The following is a 24,913-nucleotide window of genomic DNA, read 5'->3' as shown; positions in this document are numbered from 1 at the left end:
TCAGTCGAGCACGAGGTCGATGCCGGGATGGTGAGCGAAGATCTCGAGGATGATGTCGAAGTAGGTCTGGCCGGTGCCCGTCTTGAGCTGCGCGAGAAGCTCGCTGAAGTGCTCCCGCGAGTACGTCTCGGGATGGCGGAGCTTCTCTCGGTAGTACGCGGCGGTGGTCTCGCGCCCGAGCGCTTCGCGGCTGACGGCATGATCCGACCAGACCACCCGAACCGCGTCGTCGCCCTGGAGCGCGCCGTATCCGCCGTAGAGCAGATCGTCGAGCGCGTCGAGGCTGGGGCCGAGTTTCCAGTCTTCGCCCGTCATGAACAGGCGGTTGAGCTCGTCGTAGAACGAGGGGATGCTGCGCACCACCGCCCCGCGGATCGTGAACGTGGCCATGCCCCCATCTTTCCCAAGACAGCGCCGCCCTCCCGACCGTATTCAGGATGAACGCGGTGCCAGTCCCCGGCCGAGCCCGAAAAGACGGGGGTCACGACGCTCGCCCGATCGGTTCATCCTGAGTACGGTCATCAGGCGGCCCGAGAGGACGGCGCGGAAGAGCGAATGACCAGCCGGTCGTGCGCGAGGAAGACGGGTGGCACCTGGCGGCGCATTAGACCATTTCTTATATTTCCAAAGAATCAGCTATATGCTTATGGCATGCAGTTCGCCGTCATCGCCGACATCGTCGGCTCGAGGAAGCTGGCCGACCGCGGTCGTGCGCAGCTGACGATCGAGGATGCGGTGCGCGAGGTCGAGGAGTTCGCCCCGGCCGTGCGCGCACTGGTTCCCACCGTGGGCGATGAGTTCCAGGGCGTGTACGCCGATCTCGCCACGGCCCTGCTCGCGCTCTCGCTGCTGCAGCTGCGTCTTCCGATCGATGCCGAGCTGCGGTTCGGGATCGGCGCCGGCGACGTGCGCGCCGTCACCTCCCGCGCCGATCACGCGATCGAGGACGGCCCAGGGTGGTGGGCTGCGCGCCGGGCGATCGAGACGGTGCACCGGTGGGAGGAGTCGAGGGTTCCTCGCGCGCGCACGTGGATCGCGAGCGGTGACGCGGAATCCGTGGAGACGACCGCGTATCTCTCGTCGGTGAACGCCTACCTCGTCACGAAAGATCACATCGTCGGGGGCATGGGGGAGAGGGCGCGCCGCCTGACCTACGGCACCTGGCTCGGCCGCTCGCAAGAGTCGCTCGCGGCGGATGAGGGGATCACCCAGTCGGCCGTCTCGCAGGCCCTCGCGCGCGCGGGCTCGTCGGCGCTGTCGCTCGGACTCCAGGAACTGACCTCGAACCTCCCGGAGGCACTGCGATGATCACGGCCGGCCTTCTTCTCCTCACCGTCGGCGTCGCCGATCTCGCGCGACAGTTCCTCGGCCGCGGCTCTCGCTCCGCCCGCATCGGCGCCAGCGTCGCCGTGGTGCTTCTCGGCGCGGTGCTGGGCACCGCCGTCGTCGCGTGGCCTCTGGCGATCGTCTTCGCGGTGATCGCCCTGGCCTGGTTGGCGCTCATGCCGAGTACGAAAGATGCGGCGATCGCGAGCTTCTGGCCCGTCATCGGTCTTGCGGTCGCGGTTGTCGCGTTGGTCGTGTGGGCTCCCGGAGTCGCCGAGGGCTGGATGGTGGTGGATGCAGCGGGGCCGGCCGCGTTCGGCAAGGCCGTGCTCGCGCTCGGGGTCGCGTGCTTCCTGCTCGAGTCGGCCAACATCGTCGTGCGGGTCGCTCTCCAGAGCGAGCGCTCCGACGCCGCGGGCGTCGTCGCGACGGCTCCCGTCATCCGGCGGGGGCTCATGGCGCGGCTGCGTCGCCCGGCGCCGCCTGAGCCGGCCGTTCCGACCAAGCAACTGCGCGGGGGCCGTCTCATCGGACCCCTCGAGCGCTTGTTCGTCGTCGGCTTGATCTTCACGAGCGCCGTCGCCCTGCTGGCCGCTTTCATCGCCGCCAAGGGAATCGTGCGCTTCCCCGAGATCCAGAAAGACAACGCCGGCGGCACGCAGGCCGAGTACTTCCTCGTCGGCAGCATGGCGAGCTGGGCCATCGCACTGGCCGCGGCGGGCCTGCTGTGGGCCGTGGGTGCCACCCCCGAGGATCTTCGTATCAGTTGACAGCTGATATTCACGGGTTATCAGCGTGAGGCTGATAGTCGTACCAGAAAGGTCGTGCCATGTCCGATCCGCGTCGTGACCGTCTCAGCATCGGCGGGCTCTCCATCGCGCCCAGCGCCGCCCCGGAGAAGTGGGAGGTGCGAGCGCAGCTCGATGGTGCGGCCGTCGAGGCGCACTGGGGGGAGTGGGTTCGCCTAGCCCGCCGCATCCTCGACACCGACGCCCTCTCGCGCGACCGGGAGGCTCGCGGAGACGCGTGGGATCAGGGCCACGCGGCGGGCGCCGATCCGGAGGCCGCGAGCGAGGCTGTGAACCCCTACCGCTGAGCTGCACGCCCTCGGAGGAGGGGGAGCGAGCGCGGCTGCGGGTCGACGGTGACCGCGCTGTGTGTGAACTATGGGAAAATTGTGAGTGACCGTCCCCCCGGTCGTTCTTCTTCGCGTGTCGTCGCCGCCGCGCTCCATCCGACGTGTGGCCCCGCTGTGGCTGCAACAGGAACGAGACGCATGATCTTCTCCGCGCGCCGCGAACTCTGGGCCGACAGCGCCCGGGGGCTCGCGATCCTCGCCGTGGTGCTCGGCCATGTCTTCCTCCAGGAGGGGCCGGAGGCCACCTGGACGATGTGGGGCCCGGCGCAGAGCGCATGGATCGATCTGCGTGACCTTCTGCTTCCGGTGCGTATGCCCTTGTTCTTCCTCATCGCCGGCTACTTCGCCGCGAGTGCCATCGCGCGACCATGGGGCACGGTGCTGCGCACCCGCACGCTGAGCCTGTACTACCTGTACGCCGTGTGGCTGCTGGCGCAGACCGTGTTCTTCCTGATGGTCCCTCACGCCGGCACAGCGGCCGCCTCGACCGTGCGCGAGCTCGCCGCGCAGCTGACGTACGCTCCGAACAACCTGTGGTTCCTCGTCGCTCTCGCCGCGTACTTCACCATCGCGAAGGCCGGCGCGCGCATCGCCCCGGTGGCCCTCGCCGGCGCGGCGTGGGTGTCGTGGACGGCCTTCACCGACCGCCTGCCCGACGTCTTCGACCGCACGCCGATGCCGGAGTACCTGGTGTTCTTCCTGCTCGGCGCCTACGCGCCGGGTCTGCTGCGCAGCATCCGTGGCAGCGCCCCGCTCGTGCTCGCGGGCGCGCTCGGCCTCATGGCCGGTGTGAACGCGATGCACGAGGCCGAGAGTCGGATGCTGTGGACCACCTACCTGCTGCTGTCGACCGTGGCCGGGGTCACGGCGGTGGTGTCACTGCTGAAGCTCCTGGAGGCGCAGGGGCTGCTTCCCCGATCGACCGTGTGGGTCGGCCGTCGCACCCTGCCGATCTACGTGGTGCAGCTGCCTCTGGCGATCGCTGTCGACGCTCTGATCGGACTGCTCCCGCGGGAGATCGCTCAAGCGGTCTTCGGCAATCCGCTCGTGTCGTCGGTGTATCCGATCGCGGTCACCGTGGTCGTCGTAGCCACCGCCCTGGCTCTGCACCGTGTGGTGCACCGAGTGGCTCCGTGGATGTACCGAGCGCCGTGGCTGCACCGGGCACCGGGAGCGCGCAGGCCCACCCAGCTGCCCGGATCCGCCCTGCTCAGCTCGCCGGGCGCTCGATGAGCAGCAGGCCCTGCTTCGTGTCGGAGATCGTGACCCATCCGTCGCCGAAGAGATAGGTGATGCCGTACCCCTCGTCGTCGGTCGCGATGGCCGTGTCGGTGCTCTCGGTGATGTACAGGCCGTCGGAGCTCTCTTCGCTGCGCCATCCACCCGACAGCAGCTCGTTCTTCGCCGTGGAGGCGGCTGCGTCGGTGATCGGAGCCCAGCCGTAGATCTGCACGTGATCGGTCGCGACCGAATAGTCGCCCCAGGTGCACTGGATGCCGTCGGCGAGCTCGACACCGCCGGCGTAGAAGGGTCCTTCCTGGGAGGTCCAGCCGAGCTCCTCGAAGTCGGCGACGGTCGATGCGGGGAGGAGCGACGCGCACGTCGCTTCGGCGTCCGACGTCGCGCTCACGCTCGGTTCGGGCGAGGCCACGGGGGGAGCGCTCGACGCACTCGAGGGCGGAGGGGTGGTCGGAGTGGCTGCGGGAGCCGCGACGCACGCCGCGAGTGCAACGGAGGCAACCCCCAGCGAGAGCGTTGCGAGGATGCTGCGCCGGAGGGCGGTCACGAAGCGGCGTCCGATCCGTCGGCGTGGATCAGGTCGAGGAAGTCCGCGTGCAGGACGCCGTTCGTCGCGAGCGACGAACGCGCCGCGAGGGTGTCCTCTCCGTCGAAGGAGGTGAATCTCCCGCCGGCCTCGTGGACCACCGGAACGAGCGCGGCGAGGTCGTACTCCTTCACGCCGAACTCGGCGACGAACTCGAGGCGTCCTTCGGCGAGCCACATGTAGGGCAGGGCATCGCCGTAGCCGCGGTCGCGCCAGACGGCGCGCGAGAGCCGCAGCAACGCGGGGAGCTTGCCCGCCGCATCCCACTGCTCGATGCTCTGGAAGCTGACGCTCGCCTTCTCGACCGTGTCGACCGTCGAGACGTGGATGCGTCGGCTGTCGCCCTCCGGGGTGTTCGTCCATGCTCCGCCGCCCTCAGCGGCCCACCAGCGGCGTCCGAGCGACGGTGCGCTCACGACACCCACCCGGGGCACGCCGTCGACGGCAAGGGCGATGAGCGTCGCCCACACGGGAATGCCCTTGAGGTAGTTCGAGGTGCCGTCGATGGGATCGATGATCCACTGACGGGTCGCGCTGCCCGAGACGCCGAACTCTTCGCCGAACACCCCGTCGTCCGGACGCTCCGCGGACAACAGGTCTCGGATGACGCGCTCGGTCGCGAGGTCTGCCTCGGTGACCGCGGAATCGTCTGCTTTGGTCTGCACGTCGAGGTCGGCCGCGTCGAAGCGGCTCATCGACACCGCGTCGGCGGCATCCGCGATCCGGAGGGCCAGAGAGAGGTCGTCTGCGAAGGTACTGCCGGGCACGGGGGAAGAAACCTCGGTGGGGGACACAGGCTCCACGATACCGGCGAGCCGACCTCGATTCGCGGGGAGCGGTAAGGACTGGTAATGTAAACCCTCGGTTCGCCGGGCTCCACCCCGGCGGTCCACGCACCTCTAGCTCAATCGGCAGAGCAACTGACTCTTAATCAGTGGGTTCTCGGTTCAAGTCCGAGGGGGTGCACGGATCAGCCTCGGAAACTCTCGCCAGTTTCCGGGGCTTTTTCGCTTTTCCGCGCCCGTGGTGGCGCGGCGCCTGCCCCCTGGATCGCTGCGAAAAGGCTCCGATCCACCTCGGAATGCCGCAGCAGGAGGTGGACCGGAGCCCTTGTGTGGTGATCGGGTGAGCGTCAGGCGGCGTCGCCGACGAGGATGGCGGCGCCCTCCTCCGCAGCATCCGCTTCGCGTTCGTCGATCCGTGCCAGAGCGCGGCGCCCGATGAGCAGGGTGACGACGGCGAGGGCGACGGATGCGGCGGCGAACCAGTACGGCACGCTGACGGTGAATGCGTGCCACAAGAGGGCTGCGAGCGGGGGAGCGGCGGCTCCTCCGAGGAAGCGCACGGCCGAGTACGCCGAGCTGGCGACCGAGCGGGGGAGGTCGGTCGCCTCCATCACCGACTCGGTGAGGACCGTGTTCATGAGGCCGAGCAAGAGGCCGCCCACGATGATGCAGGTCACGAGCGCGGCGGGCGAGCCGGCGACGAATCCCGCGACGACGAGGTCGACGGCGAGAAGCGGCAGCACGATCAGCATCGCGGTCGTGCGGCGCATCGTGCGCAGGAGAAGCGGGGCGACCCAGACGCTGGTGATCGCGAGGGCCACGCCCCACCCGAAGAACGTGAAGCCGATCCCCATGGCGCCGAAGCCCAGCGGGAACGGTGAGAAGGCCAACAGCACGAAGAAGGCGATGTTGTAGAACAGCGCCGTGACCGCCAGCACGGCGAGAGGCGGTTGCCGCAGCGCCCGGATCGGTGCCGACAGGCGCGTCGGTGCGGGTGTGGCCTCCTTGCCGCGGAGCAGAAGCAGCACGGCGATGAACGCGATGGCCATGAGGGCGACGACACCGAAGAACGGTCCGCGCCAGCTGACCTCGCCGAGGAGACCGCCCAGGAGGGGTCCGATCGCGATGCCCAGCCCGAGGGCTGCCTCGTACAGGATGATCGCCGCGGCGCTGCCACCGCTCGCCGAGCCGACGATCGTCGCGAGCGCCGTCGAGATGAACAGCGCATTGCCCAAGCCCCAGCCGGCCCGGAACCCGATCACCGCGTCGACGCTGCCGCTCACCGCGCACAGGAGGGCGAAGACGACGATGAGGGCGAGCCCCACGAGCAGGGTGCGCTTCGCGCCGATACGGCTCGACACCCAGCTCGTGACGAGCATCGCGAGCCCGGTGACGAGGAGGTAGCTCGTGAAGAGCAGCTCGGTCTCGACGGGGCTCGCCTGAAGCGAATCGGCGATCGCCGGGAGGATCGGATCGACGAGACCGATCCCCATGAACGCGACGACGCAGGCGAATGCGACAGCCCAGACCTGGGCGGGCTGGCGCCAGACACTCGTGGCGGAGGCACCGCTCATCGCACGGCCTCCGTCATTGCGGTCTTGCGTGAGATGAGATCCGCCGTCCGTCGGACCGCCTCCCAGTCGTCGTCGTCGAGGTCGGAGAAGAAGGGCAGGAGCGCGTCCTGCAGCCGTATGAGCCACGTGTCGAGCGCGGCGTCGCCGGCCTCGGTCACGGAGACGACGGATGCGCGGGAGTCCGCAGCATCCGGTGCCCGTTCGAGGAGTCCTGCCTCGACCATCTGGCCGACCAGGCGGGTCATCCCGGGCTGCGAGATGCGGCTGAGCACCGCGAGCTCGCCCACCCGCAGAGGACCGTGGTCGCGAAGGAGCTTGAGGGTGCGCCACTGCGCCGACGGGGTCTCGTTGTCGAGCGTGAGCGCCGCCATGCGGGTGAGTGCGTTCGCGGCGATGATCAGCCGCTGGATGTCTTCTGCACGCGTCATGCAAGAAGCATAACGCGGATATATACCCTAGGTATGGGTTAGCGCTTCACGCGTTCCTTGAGAAGGCGCTTCTGCTCGCCCTTCGACAGGGGCGAGTCGCCCGCGATGAGCTTGCCGCGGGACGAGCGGCGGGTATCGACGACAGCGCCGATCGCCAGGGCGAGAGTGATTCCCCAGCTCAGCCAGCCCAGCGCCGTCCGCCACGTGAACGGCTCGTTGCTGCGCAGGCTCCGAAGGAGCGTGAGGCCGCTCGTGATGGCGCTCAGGAGACCGGTTCCGAAGATGTACTTGCGCATGCCTCACACGCTACCGGGGCCGGCAGCGTACCCGACGCAGGCTTGACAGGCACCCGCCGGGGCCGTCCGCCGCCCGCTGTTAGCCTGGGATTCCGCCCAGCGAGGAGAATTTCCGTGACCAAGGCCGATTTCGTCGTCGTCGCAAACCGACTTCCCGTCGATCGGTCGGGTGATGACGAGCCGTGGCGCCGGTCGCCCGGAGGTCTCGTCACCGCTCTCGAGCCGGTGATGCGCAAGGCGGACGGCGCCTGGGTCGGGTGGGCCGGGCAGCCCGACGTCGAGTTGGAGCCCTTCGAGTTCGAGGGATCGCACCTCGTGCCGGTCATGCTGACCGCCGAAGATATCGAGAACTACTACGAGGGCTTCTCGAACGACACGATCTGGCCGCTGTACCACGACGTGATCGCGGCGCCCCGATACCGGCGGCAGTGGTGGGACGCCTACGTGCGGGTGAACCGGCGCTTCGCCGAGGCCGCAGCCGCCGCGGCCGACGAGAACGCGATCGTGTGGGTGCAGGACTACCAGCTGCAGCTCGTGCCACGGATGCTGCGCGAAGCACGCCCCGATCTCACCATCGGGTACTTCCACCACATCCCGTTCCCCGCCTATGGCCTGTACTCGCAGTTGCCGTGGCGTCGGCAAGTGCTCGAGGGTCTGCTCGGTGCCGACGTCATCGGCTTCCAGAGGGTGGCCGATGCGGGCAACTTCGCCCGTGCCGTCCGCCGTCAGCTCCGGTATGAGACGAAGGCGTCGGGCATCACGGTGCCCGACGGTCAGGGCGGCACACGACGGGCTCTCGCGAAGGCGTTCCCGATCTCGATCGACGCCGATTCGTACATCGAACTCGCCCAGCGGCCCGAGATCCAGGCGCGTGCGGCCGAGATCCGCGAGAGTCTCGGAAACCCGAAGAAGATCCTTCTCGGGGTCGACCGCCTCGATTACACCAAGGGCATCCGGCACCGCCTGAAGGCTTTCGGAGAGCTGCTCGAAGACGGGCGCGTGTCGGTCGACGACGTGACGCTCGTGCAGGTCGCGAGCCCGAGCCGCGAGCGGGTCGAGGCGTACGTGCAGCTGCGCGACGAGATCGAGCTGGCGGTCGGCCGCGTCAACGGCGACTACGACACCATGGGCCACACCGCCATCCGCTACCTGCACCAGGCGTATCCCCGCGAGGAGATGGTCGCGCTGTACCTCGCCGCCGACGTGATGCTCGTCACGGCGTTGCGCGACGGGATGAACCTCGTCGCGAAGGAGTACGTCGCCAGCCGCGTCGACAACCGCGGGGTGCTCGTGCTGAGCGAGTTCGCGGGTGCCGCCGACGAGCTCGGCAGCGCGATCCACATCAACCCGCACGACATCGGCGGGCTGAAGGACGCCATCATGCGCGCCATCGAGATGCCCGCGGCCGAGCAGGGGCGGCGCATGAGAGCGCTGCGGCGCCGCGTGCGCGAGCACGACGTCGAAGACTGGTCGCGCGAGTTCCTCGAGGCGCTGTCGGTCTTCCACGGACCCGGATCGGTGGTGGAGTGATGACCATGCCGAACTCCGACGCGCTGCTCGACGCCCTCGCGGCGACGCCCCGTCTGCTCGTCGCCCTCGACTTCGACGGCACGATCTCGCCGCACGCCGATGACCCGATGCAGTCGCGGATGCTGCCCGCCGCCCGCGCGGCACTGCAGTCGCTGGCCGCGCTGCCCGACACGACGGTCGCGCTCGTCTCCGGTCGCAGTCTGTCCGACCTCCGCGTCATCGCGGAGCACGGCGACGACTCGCCGTGGCTGCTCGCCGGGTCGCACGGTGCGGAGTACTGGCGCCCCGGGGAGGGGATGATCGAGCCGCAGGAGGAGTCGGACGACGTCCGCCTCCGCGACCGGCTGTTCGCCGAGGCCGAGGCGGCGGTCGCCGATCATCCGGGCGTCTGGATCGAGCCGAAGACCTTCGGCTTCGCGGTTCACACCCGGATGGTGAAGGATGCTGCGTCGCGGACGGCGGCGAACGATGCCGTCGACGCGATCGTGGCGGCCGAGGCCCCGTCATGGCGTCGCCGGACGGGCCAGAACATCGTCGAGTTCGCCTTCCGCCACGAGGGCAAAGACACGGCGGTCGCTGCGCTCCGGGAGCAGACGGCATCGACGGCCGTGCTCTTCGCGGGGGACGACGTCACCGACGAAGACGCGCTGCGCAGTCTCTCGGACGGCGATCTCGGCGTGCACGTGGGCACCAAGGAAACAGCCGCGACCGTGTCGGTCTCCGACATCCCCGCATTCGCCGCGCTGCTGGACGACCTGGCGCGTCGGCGAGCCGCGCGCCCGGAATAGACTGCCGATATGGCCCACCCCGACAACTCCATCGACATCAAACCCCGCAGCCGCGTGGTGACCGACGGCATCGAAGCCACCACGTCGCGCGGAATGCTCCGTGCCGTGGGCATGGGCGACGCCGACTGGGACAAGCCCCAGATCGGCATCGCGTCGAGCTGGAACGAGATCACCCCCTGCAACCTGAGCCTCGACCGGCTCGCCCAGGGCGCCAAGGAAGGCGTCCACGCCGGGGGCGGCTACCCGCTCCAGTTCGGAACCATCTCGGTCTCGGACGGCATCTCGATGGGCCACGAGGGCATGCACTTCTCGCTCGTCTCGCGCGAGGTCATCGCCGATTCGGTCGAGACCGTGATGATGGCCGAGCGCCTCGACGGGTCGGTGCTGCTCGCCGGCTGCGACAAGTCGATCCCCGGCATGCTCATGGCCAGCGCCCGTCTCGACCTCTCGAGCGTCTTCCTCTACGCGGGCTCCATCGCCCCGGGTTGGGTGAAGCTCAGCGACGGCACCGAGAAGGACGTCACGATCATCGACTCGTTCGAGGCGGTCGGTGCGTGTCTGGCGGGCAAGATGAGCGAAGCGGACCTCAAGCGCATCGAGTGCGCGATCGCTCCGGGCGAAGGCGCCTGCGGCGGCATGTACACCGCCAACACGATGGCCTCGGTGGCCGAGGCGCTCGGTCTGAGCCTCCCCGGATCGGCCGCCCCGCCGTCGGCCGACCGTCGCCGCGACTACTTCGCGCACCGATCGGGCGAGGCAGTCGTCAACCTGCTGCGCCAGGGGATCACCACGCGCGACATCCTGACGAAGGAAGCCTTCGAGAACGCGATCGCCCTGGCGATGGCGCTCGGCGGATCGACGAACGTCGTGCTCCACCTCCTCGCGATCGCGAACGAGGCCGAGGTCGAGCTCTCGCTCCACGACTTCAACCGCATCGGCGACAAGACGCCCCATGTGGCCGACATGAAGCCGTTCGGCAAGTACGTCATGAACGACGTCGACCGGCATGGCGGCATCCCCGTGATCATGAAGGCGATGCTCGACGAGGGCCTGCTGCACGGCGACGCGCTGACGGTGACGGGCAAGACGCTCGCCGAGAACCTGCGCGATCTCGACCCCGACCCGATCGACGGCACCGTCATCCACACGTTCGACAACCCGATCCACGAGAGCGGCGGGATCACGATCCTGCACGGCTCGATCGCGCCCGAGGGCGCGGTCGTGAAGTCGGCCGGGTTCGACGCGGACGTGTTCGAAGGACCCGCTCGCGTCTTCGAGCGCGAGCGCGGCGCGATGGACGCGCTGGAGGCCGGCGAGATCCACGCCGGCGACGTCGTGGTCATCCGCTACGAGGGCCCCAAGGGCGGCCCCGGCATGCGCGAGATGCTCGCCATCACCGCCGCCATCAAGGGGGCCGGGCTCGGCAAGGATGTACTACTCTTGACGGACGGACGATTCTCAGGCGGCACAACCGGCCTGTGCATCGGCCACATAGCACCCGAAGCGGTGGACGCTGGTCCCATCGCCTTCGTGCGCGATGGTGATCTGATACGGGTCGATATCGCGGCTCGCACTCTCGACCTACTCGTCGACGAGACCGAGCTGAGCTCCCGCCGCTCTGGCTGGGAGCCGCTTCCCCCGCGCTATACCCGTGGCGTCCTGGCCAAGTACTCGAAGCTCGTGCAGTCCGCCGCCCGCGGCGCCGTTACGGGCTGACGGCCCGCCCCCCATCACCGCTCCAAGGAGCTTCACCATGTCTGCCGACTCAACCACGGCCGTACCCCGGCCACCCGCCCGCTCCGCCGCAGCCGCCGCGCCGATCATGACGGGCGCGCAGGCCGTCGTCCGATCGCTCGAGCTGCTCGGCGTCACCGACGTGTTCGGTCTGCCCGGCGGCGCCATCCTGCCCGTCTACGACCCGCTCATGGACACGTCCGAGATCCGCCACATCCTCGTGCGTCACGAGCAGGGCGCCGGTCACGCCGCCGAGGGCTACGCCTCAGCATCCGGCCGCATCGGTGTCGCGATCGCGACGTCCGGTCCGGGTGCGACGAACCTCGTCACCGCGATCGCCGACGCCTACATGGACTCGGTGCCGATCGTCTGCATCACCGGGCAGGTGTTCTCGACCCTGATGGGTACCGACGCCTTCCAGGAGGCCGACATCGTCGGCATCACGATGCCGATCACCAAGCACTCGATCCTGGTGAAGGATGCGTCCGAGATCCCGGGCGCGATCGCGTCGGCCTTCGAGATCGCCGGCACCGGCCGCCCCGGACCGGTGCTCGTCGACATCACGAAAGACGCCCAGCAGGCTGAGGCGCCGTTCGTCTGGCCGCCGAAGATCGACCTTCCGGGCTACCGTCCCGTGACCAAGGCGCACGGAAAGCAGATCCAGGCCGCGGCCCAGCTGCTCGCCACCGCCAAGAAGCCCGTCCTGTACGTGGGCGGCGGCGTGATCCGCTCCCGCGCGTCGGCGGAGCTGCTCGCTCTCGCCGAGGCCACGGGTGCGCCCGTCGTCACGACCCTGATGGCGCGCGGGGCGTTCCCCGACTCCCACCCGCAGCAGCTCGGCATGCCCGGCATGCACGGAACGGTTCCCGCGGTGCTCGCGCTGCAGGAGGCCGACCTGCTCGTCTCGCTCGGTGCGCGGTTCGATGACCGCGTGACAGGCAAGGCCGCGCTCTTCGCACCCCACGCCCAGGTCGTGCACGTCGACATCGACCCCGCCGAGATCGGAAAGATCCGCGCCGCGGAGGTGCCCATCGTGGGTGACCTCAAAGACGTGCTGGTCGACCTCGAGGCCGCGTACCGTGCGGTCGCCGGTGATACGAAGCCCGACACCGAGGAATGGTGGTCGTTCCTAGATGGGCTGCGGGCGGAGTTCCCGCTCGGGTACGCACCGACGACCGACGGCCTCCTCGCCCCGCAGCACGTGATCCAGCGCATCGGCGAGCTGACCGGACCCGAGGGCATCTTCGCCTCGGGCGTCGGACAGCACCAGATGTGGTCGGCGCAGTTCATCAAGTACGAGCGGCCCAACTCCTGGCTCAACTCCGGCGGGGCCGGAACGATGGGCTACTCCGTGCCGGCGGCGATGGGCGCGAAGGTCGCCGAACCCGACCGCGTGGTGTGGGCGATCGACGGCGACGGATGCTTCCAGATGACCAATCAGGAGCTCGCCACCTGCACGATCAACAACATCCCGATCAAGGTCGCGATCATCAACAACTCGTCTCTCGGCATGGTGCGCCAGTGGCAGACGCTGTTCTATGACGGCCGCTACTCGAACACCGACCTGAACACCGGTCACGGCAGCGTGCGCATCCCCGACTTCCTCAAGCTCGCCGAGGCCTATGGCTGCCTGGCCATCCGCGTCGAGCGTGAAGACGAGGTGGATGCGGCGATCAAGCTCGCCCTCGAGACGAACGATCGTCCGGTCGTGATCGACTTCGTCGTGAGCGCCGACTCGATGGTGTGGCCGATGGTGCCGCAGGGCGTCAGCAACAGCTACGTCCAATACGCCCGCGAACACGCTCCGGCGTTCGACCAGGAAGACTGAGGGGGATCGTCATGGCAAGACACGTGCTGAGCCTCCTCGTCGAGGACAAGCCGGGCCTGCTCACCCGCGTGGCGGGGCTGTTCGCCCGTCGCGGGTTCAACATCGAGTCGCTCGCGGTGGGTGTGACCGAGGTCGACGGCCTCTCACGCATCACCGTCGTCGTCGACGTCGAAGGGCTCCCGCTCGAGCAGGTGACGAAGCAGCTGAACAAGCTGATCAACGTCATCAAGATCGTCGAGCTCGACCCCGCAGCATCCGTGCAGCGCGAGCACATGCTCGTGAAGGTGCGGGCCGACAACGCCACCCGTTCGAACGTGCTCGAGGTCGTCGCGCTCTTCCGCGCCTCGGTCGTCGACTACGCCCCCGACGCGATCGTGGCCGAGATCACCGGCGACCACGGCAAGGTCGAGGCCTTCCTGCGCGCGCTCGAACCGTTCGGCATCAAGGAGCAGGCCCAGTCCGGGCTCCTCGCCATCGGTCGGGGAGGCAAGAGCATCACCGAACGCGTGCTGCGCGGCTGACCCATCGCACACCGTTCGGACCCTTCGACACGCTCAGGGGCCGAACTCCCAGAACCCGGTCCCTGAGCTTGTCGAAGGGACCACACCTCACAAGGAGAAACACCGAAATGGCAGAGATCTTCTACGACGACGACGCCGACCTGTCGCTCATCCAGAGCAAGAAGGTCGCGGTCGTCGGCTACGGCTCGCAGGGCCACGCCCACGCGCAGAACCTGCGCGACTCGGGCGTCGACGTCGTCATCGCCCTCAAGGACGGCTCGAAGTCCGCTCCGAAGGCCCAGGAGGACGGCTTCGAGGTCAAGTCGGTCGCCGATGCGGCCGAGTGGGCCGACCTGATCATGATCCTCGCGCCCGACCAGCACCAGCGGTCGATCTTCAGCGAGTCGATCAAAGACAAGCTGACCCCGGGCAAGACCCTCGCGTTCGCGCACGGGTTCAACATCCGCTTCGGCTACATCGACGCGCCCGAGGGCGTCGACGTCATCCTCGTCGCACCGAAGGCGCCCGGTCACACCGTGCGCCGCGAGTTCGTCGCCGGCCGCGGCATCCCCGACATCATCGCCGTCGAGAACGACGCGTCGGGCCAGGCGTGGGACACCGCCAAGTCGTACGCGAAGGCGATCGGCGGCACCCGTGCCGGCGTCATCAAGACCACCTTCACCGAAGAGACCGAGACCGACCTCTTCGGCGAGCAGGCCGTTCTCTGCGGCGGTGTGTCGCAGCTCGTCCAGTACGGGTTCGAGACCCTCAGCGAGGCCGGCTACCAGCCCGAGATCGCGTACTTCGAGGTGCTCCACGAGCTCAAGCTCATCGTCGACCTCATGTGGGAGGGCGGCATCGCCAAGCAGCGCTGGTCGGTCTCCGACACGGCCGAGTACGGCGACTACGTCTCGGGCCCCCGCGTGATCGACGCGCACGTCAAGGAGAACATGCAGGCCGTTCTCGCCGACATCCAGTCGGGTGCGTTCGCGAAGCGCTTCATCGACGACCAGGACGCCGGAGCCCCCGAGTTCCTCGCCCTGCGCGAGAAGGCCGCCGGGCACCCGATCGAGGCCACGGGCAAGGAGCTGCGTTCGCTCTTCGCCTGGAAGCAGACCGACACCGACTACACCGAGGGGTCTGCTGCGCGCTGACCCCGCCGGTCGACCACGAGACCCGTTCCCACCGGCGAGACCCCGACATTGTGTCGGGGTCTCGCTGCGGGGGACGGGTCTCGCCGTTTAGGGTGGCCGGATGAACGCCGACGGAGACGTACCCACCTCGATCGCGCTCGACACCTGGCTGGCGAAGCTCGCCGAGCCCACCGGGGCTCCGGGCGGCGGATCGGCCGCCGGGGTGATGATGGGGCTCGCCGCGGCGCTCCTGCACATGGTGTGCGGCTACACGCCCGACGAGCCGGCTGCCGTCGCCGCGGGCGGTCGCGTCGGCGAGCTGCGCGAGAGAGCCCTGCGCGCGGCGAACGAAGACGGCATCCGCTCCCGCGCGCTCGGTGCCGCCCTGGCCTCCCGCGATCCCGACCGCAGCATCCCGTTGCATCGTGAAGCCGTCGCGGCGTCGCTGTCGTCGGCCGAGCTCGCCGAGGTCGGCATCGCCCTCGCCGCGGAGCTGCGGACGGTCGCAGACGTCGGCAACCCGAGCGTGGTCGCCGACACGGGCGTGGCCGCCGAGGCGCTGGCCGCCGGGCTCGGCGCGGCGCTGATCAACCTCCACGCGAACGTCCGTCTGGCGCGCAAGCATGCATCCGAGGGCGACGACGACGCACCGCTCGTCGGCGTCGACGAGGTCGGCGAGCGAGGCGGGCGGGTGCGGGACGAGATCGACGCCATCCGCGTGGCGGTATCGGGCACCTGACGCGACCCCGCGCATTACGCTGGGGGAGTGACCACCCGCCGCGACGATGACGCCCTGAGCTGGGACGGAGACGACGACCCCACGCTCGACGTCGGCGCCGACACGTCCCGCGCGACGATCGACGAGCCGGTCCCGGATGCTGCGCCCGCCGCTGTCGAGCAACGACCCGCGCGAGCAGCGGCCGAACCCGAGCCGGCGGACCTCGTCGAGCGCGAGCCCGAGCAGGCCGCCGAACCGGCCGCCATGGGCAATGCCGCGCTCGTATCGATCGGTCTGATCGCGGGCGCCTACATCTTCTTCGCCATCGGGTGGGTCATCGCGGGGCTCCGGCTCCAGGCGGTCTCGGGACTCCTCGTCGACCCCGTGATGTACGCCGCGGGAACCTGGGGCGCCACCCTGGCAGGACCGATCTGGTTCCTCACCGCGTTCGTGCTGACCCGCCGGTCGCGTACCTGGGTGCGCTTCGTCGCCCTTCTCGTCGGGCTCGTGCTCGTCGTGCCGTGGCCTTTCCTGCAGACGGGAGTCGGCGTATGACCGCTGTCGAAGAGTCTCCGACCACGCGGCGGAACCCCACGTGGATGGTGGTGGCCATCGCGGGCGGATTCGGTCTCTTCTACGCGTACATCGTGTGGAACTCCGTCGGGCTGCTGGTGTCGCAGGCGACCGGGCCTCTGGGGATCAACGCCGCGGGGTGGGCGCTGCTGCTCTCGGCAGCTGTCTTCCCGCTCCTCGCCTTCGGGGCCGCGTTCGCCGTCGGTTACCGCCGCCGGGCCGGGCAGTTCGCGCTCGTCCTCCTGACGGGGCTCGGTCTCTCGGCGGTGTTCTGGTTCAACGTCTTGGCCTACGCGGCGACGAAGGGCGCGGAGCTGCTGGGCTGAGTCACTCCGCCTCTGGCGACCGCACGTGAGCGGCCCGTCACACGATCGGGCGTGGGTGTCGGGCCGCGATAGGCTGGCCCAACCCGTGCCCTCGGTCGTGTGACCGTCGGTCCGCCGCATCCACCGCTCTCGCGTACCGCCGAAGGATCTGTCTGTGACGAAGCCCGTCGTCCTCATCGCCGAAGAACTCTCTCCCGCCACGGTCGAGGCCCTCGGGCCCGACTTCGACGTCCGCAACGTCGACGGCACCGACCGCCCCGCGCTTCTCGCCGCTCTGGCCGATGCGCACGCGATCCTGGTGCGCTCCGCGACGAAGGTCGACGCCGAGGCTCTCGCCGCGGCGCCGAAGCTGAAGGTCGTCGCCCGAGCCGGCGTCGGACTCGACAACGTCGACATCAAGGCGGCGACCACCGCCGGCGTCATGGTCGTCAACGCCCCGACCTCGAACATCATCTCGGCGGCAGAGCTGACGGTCGGCCACATCCTGAGCCTTGCCCGTCACATTCCCGCGGCCCACGCCTCGCTCGCGGCAGGAGCCTGGAAGCGCAGCTCGTTCACGGGCACGGAGCTGTACGAGAAGACGGTCGGCATCATCGGGCTCGGCCGCATCGGTGCGCTCATCGCCGCGCGTCTTCAGGCGTTCGACGTGCGCGTCGTCGCCTACGACCCCTACGTCACCAGTGCCCGCGCGCAGCAGCTGGACGTCGAGCTGCTGAGCCTCGACGATCTGCTCGACCAGAGCGATTTCGTCTCCATCCACATGCCGAAGACGGCCGAGACGACCGGCATGATCAGCACCGAGCAGCTGCGTCGCATGAAGCCGACCGCCTACGTCGTGAACGTCGCGCGCGGTGGTCTCATCGACGAGGAGGCGCTGTTCGACGCTCTGACGACGGGCGAGATCGCCGGCGCGGGCCTCGACGTCTTCACCACCGAACCTCCCGTCGCGGGCGGCACCGCGGCGCGTCTGCTCGACCTGCCGAACGTCGTGGTGACGCCCCACCTCGGAGCGTCGACCGACGAGGCCCAGGAGAAGGCGGGCGTGTCGGTCGCCAAGTCGGTCAAGCTCGCGCTCGAGGGCGACCTCGTGCCCGACGCGGTGAACGTCGCCGGCGGCGTCATCGACCCGTTCGTGCGCCCCGGCATCGCTCTGGTCGAGTCGCTCGGACAGTTCTTCACCGGCCTCGCGCAGGGCGCGCTGACGAACCTCGAGATCGAGGTGCGCGGCGAGCTCGCCGGTTACGACGTGAGCGTCTACCGTCTCGCAGCTCTCAAGGGGATCCTCACGAACATCGTGAGTGAGACCGTCTCCTACGTGAACGCGCCGCTGTTCGCAGAGCAGCGCGGCATCGAGACCCGTCTGGTCGTCGAGGCCGAGAGCCCGCTCTACCGCAACCTCACGACCCTGCGCGGCACGCTGTCCGACGGCTCTGTGCTCACCGTGTCGGGCACGCTCGCCGGCACCCGCATGGTGCCGAAGATCGTCGGGATCAACGGTTACGAGATCGAGGTGCCGATCGAGCGCCACCACGTGGTGATGCGCTACGCCGACCGCCCGGGGATCGTCGCGATCTACGCTCGCGCGCTCGGCGACGTCGACATCAACATCGAAGGACTCCAGGTCGCCCACGCCGACGCCGGCGGGCGCGCCCTCTCGGTGCTCACCGTCGACTCGCCCGTGCCCGACGAGCTGCTCGCCGAGATGGGCGAGGCCGTGGGTGCCGACCTGTTCCGTCAGATCGAGATCACCGAGGCCTGAGCCCCGCGCTGCGCACGCAGCATCCGCCCCTCGGCGTCGTCGCTACGGTGCGGCGGCGTCGGGGATGGTGGATGCTTCGACCAGCCGGATCAGCGCGGCGATGTCGTCGGCGTCGAGCTGCGGTCCGGGCACCGATCCGACCGTGAGCGCGTTGTTGAAGTAGAGGCCGTCGCTCACCAGCAGGATCAGCTGCAGCGCGGTCTCATCCTTCGCCAGAGGCCGGAGGGCCTCCTCCCAGAGCACTCGAACGCGCCGCAGCGCCTCGACGGCGGGAGCGCTGCCGTTCTGCGCCAGTCGTGAGACGGCCACGATCGCCTGGTCGAGCACCGATCCGGTGTGAATCGACGTGCGCATGAATGCGGCCACCGGGCCTTCGGGGGCGCGCTTGATCTCTTCGATGTCGTCGACAGCGAGCGCCTCCATGCGCTCCATGAGCCCGGCCTCGAGGGCCTCCTTCGACCCGAAGTGATACAGCAGTCCGCCCTTGGAGACCCCGGCTTCACGCGCCGTGGCGTCCATGGTGGCCGCTCGCTCGCCGTCGTCGGCGAGGATGCGGGCGAATGCGTCGAGCACGCTTTCGCGGGCACGGGGTGGGCGGCTCATAGGTCCGATCGTATCGAGGGGAGGCGGGCGATCCTCTGATACTATACCGGCTAGACGGTTTAGAAACGGAACGAACACTCATGGCCAGCTCCACCCTCACCCAGCCCACCTCCACAGTGGACGTGCCCCGTGCCAGTTGGCGCGGATGGCTCGCTCTGGCGGTGCTGATGCTGCCGGTGATCCTGGTCTCCGTCGACAACACGGTGCTGAGCTTCGCGCTGCCGTCGATCGCCTCCGACCTCGCCCCGACGAGCATCGAGCAGCTCTGGATCGTCGATTCGTACGCGCTCGTGCTCGCGGCGCTGCTGGTGACCATGGGCACGCTCGGTGACCGCTTCGGTCGACGCCGGATGCTGCTGATCGGCGCCACCGGCTTCGGAGTCGTCTCGGTGCTCGCCGCCTTCGCCCCCAGCGCGGCGCTGCTCATCGCCGCTCGCGCAGGCATGGGCGTCTTCGGTGCCATGCTCATGCCCTCGACCCTGTCGCTGCTGCGCACGATCTTCGCGAACCGCGATCAGCGGCGCATCGCCATCGCCATCTGGGCGGCGGGCTTCTCCGCCGGGTCGGCCCTCGGCCCGATCGTCGGCGGGTTCCTCCTCGAGCACTTCGAGTGGGGGTCGGTGTTCCTGCTGTCGGTGCCGGTGCTGATCCCGCTCCTCGTCCTCGCGCCGATCCTCGTGCCCGAGAGCCGCGACCCCCACCCGGGCCGGTTCGATCTGCTGAGCGTGCTGCTGTCGCTGGCGACGATGATCCCGATCGTGTACGGCATCAAGGAGTTCGCGGTCGAGGGACTGGTGCCCGCGATCCCGGTCCTCTTCCTCGTCGGCCTGGGGTTCGGCGCTCTGTTCGTCCGACGGCAGAAGCGCCTGACGACGCCGATGCTCGACATGTCGCTCTTCCGACGCGGCACCTTCAGCGGCGCGATCGTGGTCAACCTCCTCAGCGTCGTCGGCCTCGTCGGTTTCCTCTACTTCGTCGCGCAGCATCTGCAGCTGATCGTCGGCCTCAGCCCGATGGAGTCGGGTTTCGCGCTGGTCCCCGGACTCGCGGCGATGATCGTGTCGGGCCTGGTGGTCGTGCCGATCGCTCAGCGATTCCCGCCGCGCATCATCGTTCCGGTCGCGCTGTCCTTCTCGGCGCTCGGATACGTGCTCGTCGCCGTGTCCACGGCAGAGCTCGGCCTGTTGATCGCCGCGTTCGCCGCGCTCGGGCTCGGCATCGGCGCGGCCGAGACCGTCAGCAACGAGCTGATCCTCGCCAGCGCGCCGGGGGAGAAGGCCGGAGCTGCGAGCGCCGTGTCTGAGACGGCGTACGAACTCGGAGCGGTGCTCGGTACGGCGGTGCTCGGCGGCATCCTCACCGCCGCCTACCGCGCACAGCTGGTCCTTCCGGCTGGGGTTCCCGCCGAGGCCGGCGACGCGGCGCGCGAGACGCTCGCCGGCGCCATCCGCGCCTCGGAAGGGCTCTCTCCCGAGCTCGCCGAGGCGCTCCGCCAGGCCGCAGCGCATGCGTTCGATTCCGGCGTGGTCGTCACGTCGATCATCGGGGCTGCGCTCATCGTCGTGGCGGGCGTCGTGGCGGCTACTACTCTGAAGGGGTCGAAAGCCGCACCGTCCCGCAGCCGCAAGGGCTGAGGGGCGCGGCTCCCTGTCGAAGGAGCACACCCCCGTGGAAACTACGCCGTCGCGTGTCGTGAAGCTCGCCGTGATCCCCGGTGACGGAATCGGTCCCGAGGTCATCGCCGAGGCGGAGAAGGTGCTGGATGCGGTGACCGCAGGCACGGGCGTCACGTTCGAACGCACGCGGTTCGCTCTGGGCGCGGGGCGTTTCCTCGAGACCGGCGACACCCTCACCGATGCAGACCTCGCCGAGATCGCATCGCACGACGCGATCCTGCTGGGCGCGGTGGGGGGCACCCCCGGAGACCCGCGTCTGAAAGACGCGAACATCGAGCGCGGCCTGCTGCTGCGTCTGCGCTTCGCGCTCGACCACTACGTCAACCTCCGTCCGTCCAAGCTCTACCCCGGGGCTCCCGGGCCGCTGGCCGCGCGCGGCGACATCGACTTCGTGGTCGTCCGTGAGGGGACCGAGGGGCCGTACGTGGGCAACGGCGGCTCGATCCGCGTCGGCACGCCGCACGAGATCGCGAATGAGACCTCCGTCAACACCGCCTTCGGGGTGGAGCGGGTGGTGAGGTACGCGTTCGAGCTCGCCGAGCGTCGCCGCAAGAAGCTGACGCTCGTGCACAAGACGAATGTGCTGGTGAACTCGGGTGGCCTCTGGAAGCGCCTGGTCGACGCCGTCGGGGCCGAGCATCCGGACGTGGCCGTAGACTACCTGCACGTCGACGCGGCGACGATCTTCCTGGTCACGAACCCGGGCCGCTTCGACGTGATCGTCACCGACAACCTCTTCGGAGACATCCTCACCGACCTGGCCGGCGCCGTCACCGGTGGCATCGGTCTCGCCGCATCCGGGAACATCAATCCCGACGGCGCGTTCCCTTCGATGTTCGAGCCCGTTCACGGATCAGCGCCCGATATCGCAGGACAGAACAAGGCCGACCCCACGGCCGCGATCCTCTCCGTCTCGCTTCTGCTCGATCACCTCGGGCTCTCCGACGAGGCCGCCCGCGTGACCCGCGCGGCCGAAGACGATATCGCGGCGAGGGACGACTCTCCTCGCACCACGATGCAGATCGGCGACGCCATCGTCGAACGCCTCCGGGCGTAATCTGAATGCGCGGGTCCGCCCGCCGATCTCCGCCGCGGTACCCCGGCATGAAAGCAGACGTCACATGACTACCATCGACACCGATCCCGACACCGGACTCGACCCGCTCGAGTTCCTCGTCCGCCGCAACCTGAACGCGAAGAGCGCGTCGGAGCGGGAGGCGATCCTCGCCGACCCCGGCTTCGGCAAGAGCTTCACCGATCACATGGTCGACATCTGCTGGTCGGTCGGCGGCGGATGGCACCGCCCGCGCGTCTCGCCGTACGGCCCGATCGCGCTCGACCCGGCCGCGGCCGTGCTCCACTACGGCCAGGAGGTCTTCGAGGGCATCAAGGCCTACCGCCACGCCGACGGATCGATCCACACCTTCCGCCCCGACCAGAACGCCCGCCGCCTTCAGCGCAGCGCTCGTCGTCTCGCACTTCCCGAGCTGCCCGCGCCGTACTTCATCCAGTCGCTGCGTGAACTCATCGCCGCCGACGGCGCGTGGGTGCCTTCCGGCGACGACCAGAGCCTGTACCTGCGCCCGTTCATGTTCGCCAAGGAGGCGTTCCTCGGCGTGCGCCCCGCGCACAAGGTGAACTACTACGTCATCGCGAGCCCCGCCGGTGCGTACTTCACCGGCGGTGTGAAGCCGGTCTCGATCTGGCTCAGCGAAGACTACGCCCGTGCCGGTAAGGGTGGCACGGGTGCGGCGAAGACGGGCGGCAACTACGCCGCCAGCCTGCTGCCGCAGGCGGAGGCCTACGAGCACGAGTGCGACCAGGTCGTCTTCCTCGACGAGGCTCGCAACGTCGAGGAGCTCGGCGGCATGAACATCGTCTTCGTCTACAAGGACGGCCGCATCGTCACGCCGCAGTCCGAGTCGATCCTTGAGGGCATCACGCGCGACTCGATCCTGCAGCTCGCCATCGATCGCGGCCACAAGGTCGAGGGGCGCGCCGTTTCGCTCACCGAGTGGCGCGAGGGCGTCGCCTCCGGTGAGATCGCCGAGGTGTTCGCCTGCGGCACCGCCGCCGTCGTCACCCCGATCGGGGTGCTCAAGGGCCGCGACTTCTTCGACGAGCAGCCGACGGGCACACTCGCCCTCGAGCTCCGCCAGGAGCTCACCGACATCCAGTACGGCCGCGCCGAAGACAAGCACGGCTGGATGCTGCGTCTCGACGCCTGACCTTCCGAGCGCAGCCTGCCCCTTCGACGAGCTCAGGGGCCGGCTGCGCTCGGTGCCCGGCCGCCCACCCGGTCGCTGAGCCTGTGGAAGCGTCCGGGCGGGCGGCCGTGGTGCCGCCTGAGTAGGCTGGGCGGGTGAGAATCGCACGCTTCAGCCACCAGGACGCCATCCGCTACGGCATCGTCGACGGAACGGAGCTCGTCGTGCTCGCGGGCGATCCGATGTTCGCCGGGTACGAGACAACGGGGGAGCGCGTGCCCGTCGCCGACGTAGCCCTTCTCGCACCGGTGATCCCTCGGTCGAAGGTCGTCTGCGTCGGCAAGAACTACGCCGATCATGCCGCCGAGATGGGCGGTGAGGCTCCGAAGGAGCCGTTGCTCTTCTTCAAGCCGAACACCGCGGTCATCGGACCCAACGACTCGATCGTGCGTCCGCCGCAGTCCGAGCGCACCGACTACGAAGGCGAACTCGCCGTGGTCATCGGACGCATCGCGAAGAACGTGCCGGCCGCTCAGGCTCTCGACTACGTCTTCGGGTACACGATCGCCAACGACGTCACCGCCCGCGACCTGCAGAAGAGCGACGGCCAGTGGGCGCGAGCCAAGGGCTTCGACACGTTCTGCCCGTTGGGCCCGGCCATCGAGACGGACTTCGACGCCGCATCCGCCACTCTCACGACACGCCTGAACGGCGACGTCGTGCAGCAGGCGCCGATCTCGGACATGATCCACTCGATCCCCGACGTCATCGCCTACGCCTCGGCGGCATTCACACTGCTGCCCGGCGACGTGATCCTCACCGGAACCCCGGCCGGGATCGGCGCGTTCGGAGCCGGCGACGTGGTCGAGGTCGAGATCACCGGTCTCGGCATCCTCCGAAACCCCGCGCGCGACGCATGAGCGCAGCGGCGGGGACGCCGCTGACGGCAGACATCGAGCGCGCACAGCGCCGCACGGTGCGTGTGCTGGCGGCCGGGCAGGTGCTCGGCGGCGTGGCGTTCGGCGCGACCGTGTCGCTCGGCGCCCTGCTGGCCGCCGATCTCTCGGGCCAGGACGGGCTGTCGGGTTTCGCGACGGCGTCGGTGACCTTGGGCGCGGCTCTCGCCGCAATCCCGCTGGCGCGTCTGGCGGCTCGGCGCGGCCGGCGGCTCGCGCTCACCCTCGGCAACACCCTCGCGCTGGTCGGTATTGCGATCGTCGTCGCGTCGGCGGTGGTCAGATCATTCCCGCTGCTGCTGGCGGGCGTCGTTCTCATCGGAATGGGTAACGCCGGGAACCTTCAATCCCGGTTCGCAGCGACCGACCTCGCCACCGACCGAAGACGCGCGCGCGACCTCTCCGTCGTGGTCTGGGCGACGACCGTCGGCGGCGTCGCCGGTCCGTTGCTGGTCGGTCCGGGCGAGAGTCTCGGTCGGATGGTCGGCATGCCCGCGCTCACCGGCTCGTACCTGTTCTCGTTCGCCGCGCAGGGAGCCGCCCTCGCGCTGTACCTCGTCGCGCTCCGCCCCGACCCGTTGCTGTGGGCGCAGAGGTTGGAGCGCTCGGGAGGAGCGGGGGCCAGCCGGATCGACGCGGTCGACCGTCCCCGCGTTGCGCGATACGCGATCTTCGCCGTGTCGGGCAGCCACGTGGTGATGGCGTCGGTCATGGCGATGACCCCGGTGCACCTGGCGCATCTGTCTTCGGGCGGCGAGGTGACCGCCACCGTCGGCATCACCATCGCCGTCCACGTCTTCGGGATGTACGGCCTCTCGCCGCTGTTCGGGTGGCTCGCCGATCGCATCGGAAGATTGCCCGTGGTTCTCCTCGGGCAGGCGATCCTCGCCGCCTCCCTCGTGTGCGCGGCGCTCTTCACCCATTCGCAGGTGGGAGTGACGCTTGCCCTCCTCCTTCTCGGCCTCGGCTGGAGCGCCGCGACGGTCGCCGGCGCCGCCCTGCTGACCGAATCGACACCGACCGAACGACGTCCGCGCCGTCAGGGGCTCAGCGATACCGTCATGACTCTCAGCGCCGCCGTCGGCTCGGTGCTCGCCGGCGTCGCTCTGGCTGCGATCGGCTATGACGGACTGGCGTGGTGCGCGCTGGTGCTCGTCGCTCTGGTGACGATGCTCGCTCGATGGGGGCGCCCCTCCCGCGACTAGGCTGG

26 protein-coding genes and 1 tRNA gene are annotated in these 24,913 nt (G+C 69.2%); 20 read left to right on the top strand and 7 right to left on the bottom strand.

All coding sequences use genetic code 11. From position 1 onward, the window contains the following. Positions 1–390 (bottom strand): barstar family protein, encoded by a 390-nt coding sequence (locus ABTU82_RS02030; RefSeq protein WP_407171357.1) that lies wholly within the window; start codon positions 388–390, stop codon positions 1–3. Between the two features lie 261 nt (positions 391–651). On the opposite strand from ABTU82_RS02030, the gene ABTU82_RS02025 reads away from it, so the two are divergent. The 4 genes from ABTU82_RS02025 to ABTU82_RS02010 all read left to right on the top strand — a co-directional run bounded on the left by ABTU82_RS02025 (position 652) and on the right by ABTU82_RS02010 (position 3,697). After that, positions 652–1,308, top strand: coding sequence for a SatD family protein (locus tag ABTU82_RS02025; protein ID WP_116646298.1), 657 nt, complete (start codon positions 652–654; stop codon positions 1,306–1,308). Beyond that, positions 1,305–2,096: a hypothetical protein gene (locus tag ABTU82_RS02020; RefSeq protein ID WP_407171353.1), complete on the top strand. Its 792-nt coding sequence runs from the start codon at positions 1,305–1,307 to the stop codon at positions 2,094–2,096. The genes ABTU82_RS02025 and ABTU82_RS02020 overlap by 4 nt, the downstream gene beginning before the upstream one ends. Before the next feature lie 59 nt (positions 2,097–2,155). After that, positions 2,156–2,422 (top strand): hypothetical protein, encoded by a 267-nt coding sequence (locus tag ABTU82_RS02015; RefSeq protein ID WP_407171351.1) that lies wholly within the window; start codon positions 2,156–2,158, stop codon positions 2,420–2,422. A 180-nt stretch (positions 2,423–2,602) separates the two neighbouring features. Then, a complete protein-coding gene (locus ABTU82_RS02010; protein ID WP_407171348.1) occupies positions 2,603–3,697 on the top strand; it encodes an acyltransferase family protein in 1,095 nt (364 codons plus the stop codon). Here the strand turns inward: ABTU82_RS02010 and ABTU82_RS02005 are convergent. Next, positions 3,675–4,250 (bottom strand): hypothetical protein, encoded by a 576-nt coding sequence (locus ABTU82_RS02005; RefSeq protein WP_407171346.1) that lies wholly within the window; start codon positions 4,248–4,250, stop codon positions 3,675–3,677. The two genes, ABTU82_RS02010 and ABTU82_RS02005, sit on opposite strands and share 23 nt — an antisense overlap. Beyond that, positions 4,247–5,056 (bottom strand): inositol monophosphatase family protein, encoded by an 810-nt coding sequence (locus ABTU82_RS02000; protein WP_407171344.1) that lies wholly within the window; start codon positions 5,054–5,056, stop codon positions 4,247–4,249. The genes ABTU82_RS02005 and ABTU82_RS02000 overlap by 4 nt, the downstream gene beginning before the upstream one ends. A gap of 126 nt (positions 5,057–5,182) precedes the next feature. On the opposite strand from ABTU82_RS02000, the gene ABTU82_RS01995 reads away from it, so the two are divergent. Beyond that, positions 5,183–5,255: transfer RNA gene (locus ABTU82_RS01995), tRNA-Lys, on the top strand. A gap of 166 nt (positions 5,256–5,421) precedes the next feature. Here the strand turns inward: ABTU82_RS01995 and ABTU82_RS01990 are convergent. Genes ABTU82_RS01990 through ABTU82_RS01980 form a run of 3 tightly spaced genes read right to left on the bottom strand, consistent with a single transcriptional unit; the run spans position 5,422 to position 7,372 of the window. Next, on the bottom strand, positions 5,422–6,648 hold the full coding sequence (locus ABTU82_RS01990) for an MFS transporter (RefSeq protein ID WP_407171343.1): 1,227 nt from the start codon (positions 6,646–6,648) through the stop codon (positions 5,422–5,424). Continuing rightward, positions 6,645–7,076: a MarR family winged helix-turn-helix transcriptional regulator gene (locus ABTU82_RS01985; protein ID WP_407171340.1), complete on the bottom strand. Its 432-nt coding sequence runs from the start codon at positions 7,074–7,076 to the stop codon at positions 6,645–6,647. Before ABTU82_RS01985 ends, ABTU82_RS01990 begins: the two co-directional genes overlap by 4 nt. A gap of 38 nt (positions 7,077–7,114) precedes the next feature. Further along, positions 7,115–7,372 (bottom strand): cytochrome c-type biogenesis protein, encoded by a 258-nt coding sequence (locus ABTU82_RS01980; protein ID WP_116646304.1) that lies wholly within the window; start codon positions 7,370–7,372, stop codon positions 7,115–7,117. Positions 7,373–7,486: 114 nt separating this feature from the next. Between ABTU82_RS01980 and otsA the strand changes: the two genes are divergently transcribed. The 10 genes from otsA (at position 7,487) to serA (ending at position 18,261) form a co-directional block, all read left to right on the top strand. Further along, positions 7,487–8,902 carry an alpha,alpha-trehalose-phosphate synthase (UDP-forming) gene (gene otsA, locus ABTU82_RS01975; RefSeq protein WP_116646305.1) on the top strand — a complete coding sequence of 472 codons (1,416 nt, stop codon included), beginning with the start codon at positions 7,487–7,489 and terminating at the stop codon, positions 8,900–8,902. Between the two features lie 5 nt (positions 8,903–8,907). Then, positions 8,908–9,690 carry a trehalose-phosphatase gene (gene otsB / locus ABTU82_RS01970; protein ID WP_407171335.1) on the top strand — a complete coding sequence of 261 codons (783 nt, stop codon included), beginning with the start codon at positions 8,908–8,910 and terminating at the stop codon, positions 9,688–9,690. A 9-nt stretch (positions 9,691–9,699) separates the two neighbouring features. Further along, entirely contained in the window at positions 9,700–11,406 is a 1,707-nt protein-coding gene (ilvD, locus tag ABTU82_RS01965) for a dihydroxy-acid dehydratase (protein WP_116646307.1), read from the top strand. A 37-nt stretch (positions 11,407–11,443) separates the two neighbouring features. Further along, positions 11,444–13,252: an acetolactate synthase large subunit gene (locus ABTU82_RS01960; protein WP_116646308.1), complete on the top strand. Its 1,809-nt coding sequence runs from the start codon at positions 11,444–11,446 to the stop codon at positions 13,250–13,252. A gap of 11 nt (positions 13,253–13,263) precedes the next feature. After that, positions 13,264–13,773 carry an acetolactate synthase small subunit gene (gene ilvN / locus ABTU82_RS01955; RefSeq protein WP_116646309.1) on the top strand — a complete coding sequence of 170 codons (510 nt, stop codon included), beginning with the start codon at positions 13,264–13,266 and terminating at the stop codon, positions 13,771–13,773. 107 nt (positions 13,774–13,880) lie between these two features. Beyond that, positions 13,881–14,906 (top strand): ketol-acid reductoisomerase, encoded by a 1,026-nt coding sequence (gene ilvC / locus ABTU82_RS01950; protein WP_116646310.1) that lies wholly within the window; start codon positions 13,881–13,883, stop codon positions 14,904–14,906. 100 nt (positions 14,907–15,006) lie between these two features. Then, positions 15,007–15,624 carry a cyclodeaminase/cyclohydrolase family protein gene (locus ABTU82_RS01945; RefSeq protein ID WP_407171332.1) on the top strand — a complete coding sequence of 206 codons (618 nt, stop codon included), beginning with the start codon at positions 15,007–15,009 and terminating at the stop codon, positions 15,622–15,624. 27 nt (positions 15,625–15,651) lie between these two features. Continuing rightward, a complete protein-coding gene (locus ABTU82_RS01940; RefSeq protein ID WP_116646312.1) occupies positions 15,652–16,158 on the top strand; it encodes a DNA polymerase III subunit gamma/tau in 507 nt (168 codons plus the stop codon). Next, entirely contained in the window at positions 16,155–16,502 is a 348-nt protein-coding gene (locus ABTU82_RS01935) for a bacitracin resistance protein (protein ID WP_116646313.1), read from the top strand. Before ABTU82_RS01940 ends, ABTU82_RS01935 begins: the two co-directional genes overlap by 4 nt. Positions 16,503–16,656: 154 nt before the next feature. After that, entirely contained in the window at positions 16,657–18,261 is a 1,605-nt protein-coding gene (gene serA, locus ABTU82_RS01930) for a phosphoglycerate dehydrogenase (RefSeq protein ID WP_116646314.1), read from the top strand. A gap of 42 nt (positions 18,262–18,303) precedes the next feature. Here serA and ABTU82_RS01925 read toward each other — a convergent pair whose 3' ends face one another. Continuing rightward, entirely contained in the window at positions 18,304–18,864 is a 561-nt protein-coding gene (locus tag ABTU82_RS01925; RefSeq protein WP_116646315.1) for a TetR/AcrR family transcriptional regulator, read from the bottom strand. Between the two features lie 80 nt (positions 18,865–18,944). Between ABTU82_RS01925 and ABTU82_RS01920 the strand changes: the two genes are divergently transcribed. From ABTU82_RS01920 to ABTU82_RS01900, 5 genes are all read left to right on the top strand, one after another. After that, positions 18,945–20,498 carry an MFS transporter gene (locus ABTU82_RS01920; RefSeq protein ID WP_116646316.1) on the top strand — a complete coding sequence of 518 codons (1,554 nt, stop codon included), beginning with the start codon at positions 18,945–18,947 and terminating at the stop codon, positions 20,496–20,498. Positions 20,499–20,532: 34 nt separating this feature from the next. Then, positions 20,533–21,597, top strand: coding sequence for a 3-isopropylmalate dehydrogenase (locus ABTU82_RS01915; RefSeq protein WP_407171329.1), 1,065 nt, complete (start codon positions 20,533–20,535; stop codon positions 21,595–21,597). Positions 21,598–21,661: 64 nt separating this feature from the next. Next, on the top strand, positions 21,662–22,768 hold the full coding sequence (locus ABTU82_RS01910; RefSeq protein ID WP_116646318.1) for a branched-chain amino acid aminotransferase: 1,107 nt from the start codon (positions 21,662–21,664) through the stop codon (positions 22,766–22,768). Between the two features lie 134 nt (positions 22,769–22,902). After that, entirely contained in the window at positions 22,903–23,667 is a 765-nt protein-coding gene (locus ABTU82_RS01905) for a fumarylacetoacetate hydrolase family protein (protein WP_116646319.1), read from the top strand. Further along, positions 23,664–24,908, top strand: a complete 1,245-nt coding sequence (locus ABTU82_RS01900) for an MFS transporter (protein ID WP_407171326.1) — start codon at positions 23,664–23,666, stop codon at positions 24,906–24,908. Before ABTU82_RS01905 ends, ABTU82_RS01900 begins: the two co-directional genes overlap by 4 nt. Positions 24,909–24,913: the final 5 nt, after the last annotated feature.

Origin of the sequence: Microbacterium deferens (assembly GCF_045517775.1) — a bacterium.
Classification (GTDB): domain Bacteria; phylum Actinomycetota; class Actinomycetes; order Actinomycetales; family Microbacteriaceae; genus Microbacterium.
Note: the sequence above shows the minus strand (reverse complement) of the source record. Positions and strands in the feature narration are given on the sequence as shown.

Bases quoted from the DNA above. Each gene is read 5' to 3' on its own strand.
- ABTU82_RS02030 (WP_407171357.1), bottom strand. From the start codon at position 390: ATGGCCACGTTCACGATCCGCGGGGCGGTGGTGCGCAGCATCCCCTCG.
- ABTU82_RS02025 (WP_116646298.1), top strand. From the start codon at position 652: ATGCAGTTCGCCGTCATCGCCGACATCGTCGGCTCGAGGAAGCTGGCC.
- ABTU82_RS02020 (WP_407171353.1), top strand. From the start codon at position 1,305: ATGATCACGGCCGGCCTTCTTCTCCTCACCGTCGGCGTCGCCGATCTC.
- ABTU82_RS02015 (WP_407171351.1), top strand. From the start codon at position 2,156: ATGTCCGATCCGCGTCGTGACCGTCTCAGCATCGGCGGGCTCTCCATC.
- ABTU82_RS02010 (WP_407171348.1), top strand. From the start codon at position 2,603: ATGATCTTCTCCGCGCGCCGCGAACTCTGGGCCGACAGCGCCCGGGGG.
- ABTU82_RS01990 (WP_407171343.1), bottom strand. From the start codon at position 6,648: ATGAGCGGTGCCTCCGCCACGAGTGTCTGGCGCCAGCCCGCCCAGGTC.
- ABTU82_RS01985 (WP_407171340.1), bottom strand. From the start codon at position 7,076: ATGACGCGTGCAGAAGACATCCAGCGGCTGATCATCGCCGCGAACGCA.
- ABTU82_RS01980 (WP_116646304.1), bottom strand. From the start codon at position 7,372: ATGCGCAAGTACATCTTCGGAACCGGTCTCCTGAGCGCCATCACGAGC.
- otsB (WP_407171335.1), top strand. From the start codon at position 8,908: ATGCCGAACTCCGACGCGCTGCTCGACGCCCTCGCGGCGACGCCCCGT.
- ilvD (WP_116646307.1), top strand. From the start codon at position 9,700: ATGGCCCACCCCGACAACTCCATCGACATCAAACCCCGCAGCCGCGTG.
- ABTU82_RS01960 (WP_116646308.1), top strand. From the start codon at position 11,444: ATGTCTGCCGACTCAACCACGGCCGTACCCCGGCCACCCGCCCGCTCC.
- ilvN (WP_116646309.1), top strand. From the start codon at position 13,264: ATGGCAAGACACGTGCTGAGCCTCCTCGTCGAGGACAAGCCGGGCCTG.
- ilvC (WP_116646310.1), top strand. From the start codon at position 13,881: ATGGCAGAGATCTTCTACGACGACGACGCCGACCTGTCGCTCATCCAG.
- ABTU82_RS01945 (WP_407171332.1), top strand. From the start codon at position 15,007: ATGAACGCCGACGGAGACGTACCCACCTCGATCGCGCTCGACACCTGG.
- ABTU82_RS01935 (WP_116646313.1), top strand. From the start codon at position 16,155: ATGACCGCTGTCGAAGAGTCTCCGACCACGCGGCGGAACCCCACGTGG.
- ABTU82_RS01925 (WP_116646315.1), bottom strand. From the start codon at position 18,864: ATGAGCCGCCCACCCCGTGCCCGCGAAAGCGTGCTCGACGCATTCGCC.
- ABTU82_RS01920 (WP_116646316.1), top strand. From the start codon at position 18,945: ATGGCCAGCTCCACCCTCACCCAGCCCACCTCCACAGTGGACGTGCCC.
- ABTU82_RS01910 (WP_116646318.1), top strand. From the start codon at position 21,662: ATGACTACCATCGACACCGATCCCGACACCGGACTCGACCCGCTCGAG.
- ABTU82_RS01900 (WP_407171326.1), top strand. From the start codon at position 23,664: ATGAGCGCAGCGGCGGGGACGCCGCTGACGGCAGACATCGAGCGCGCA.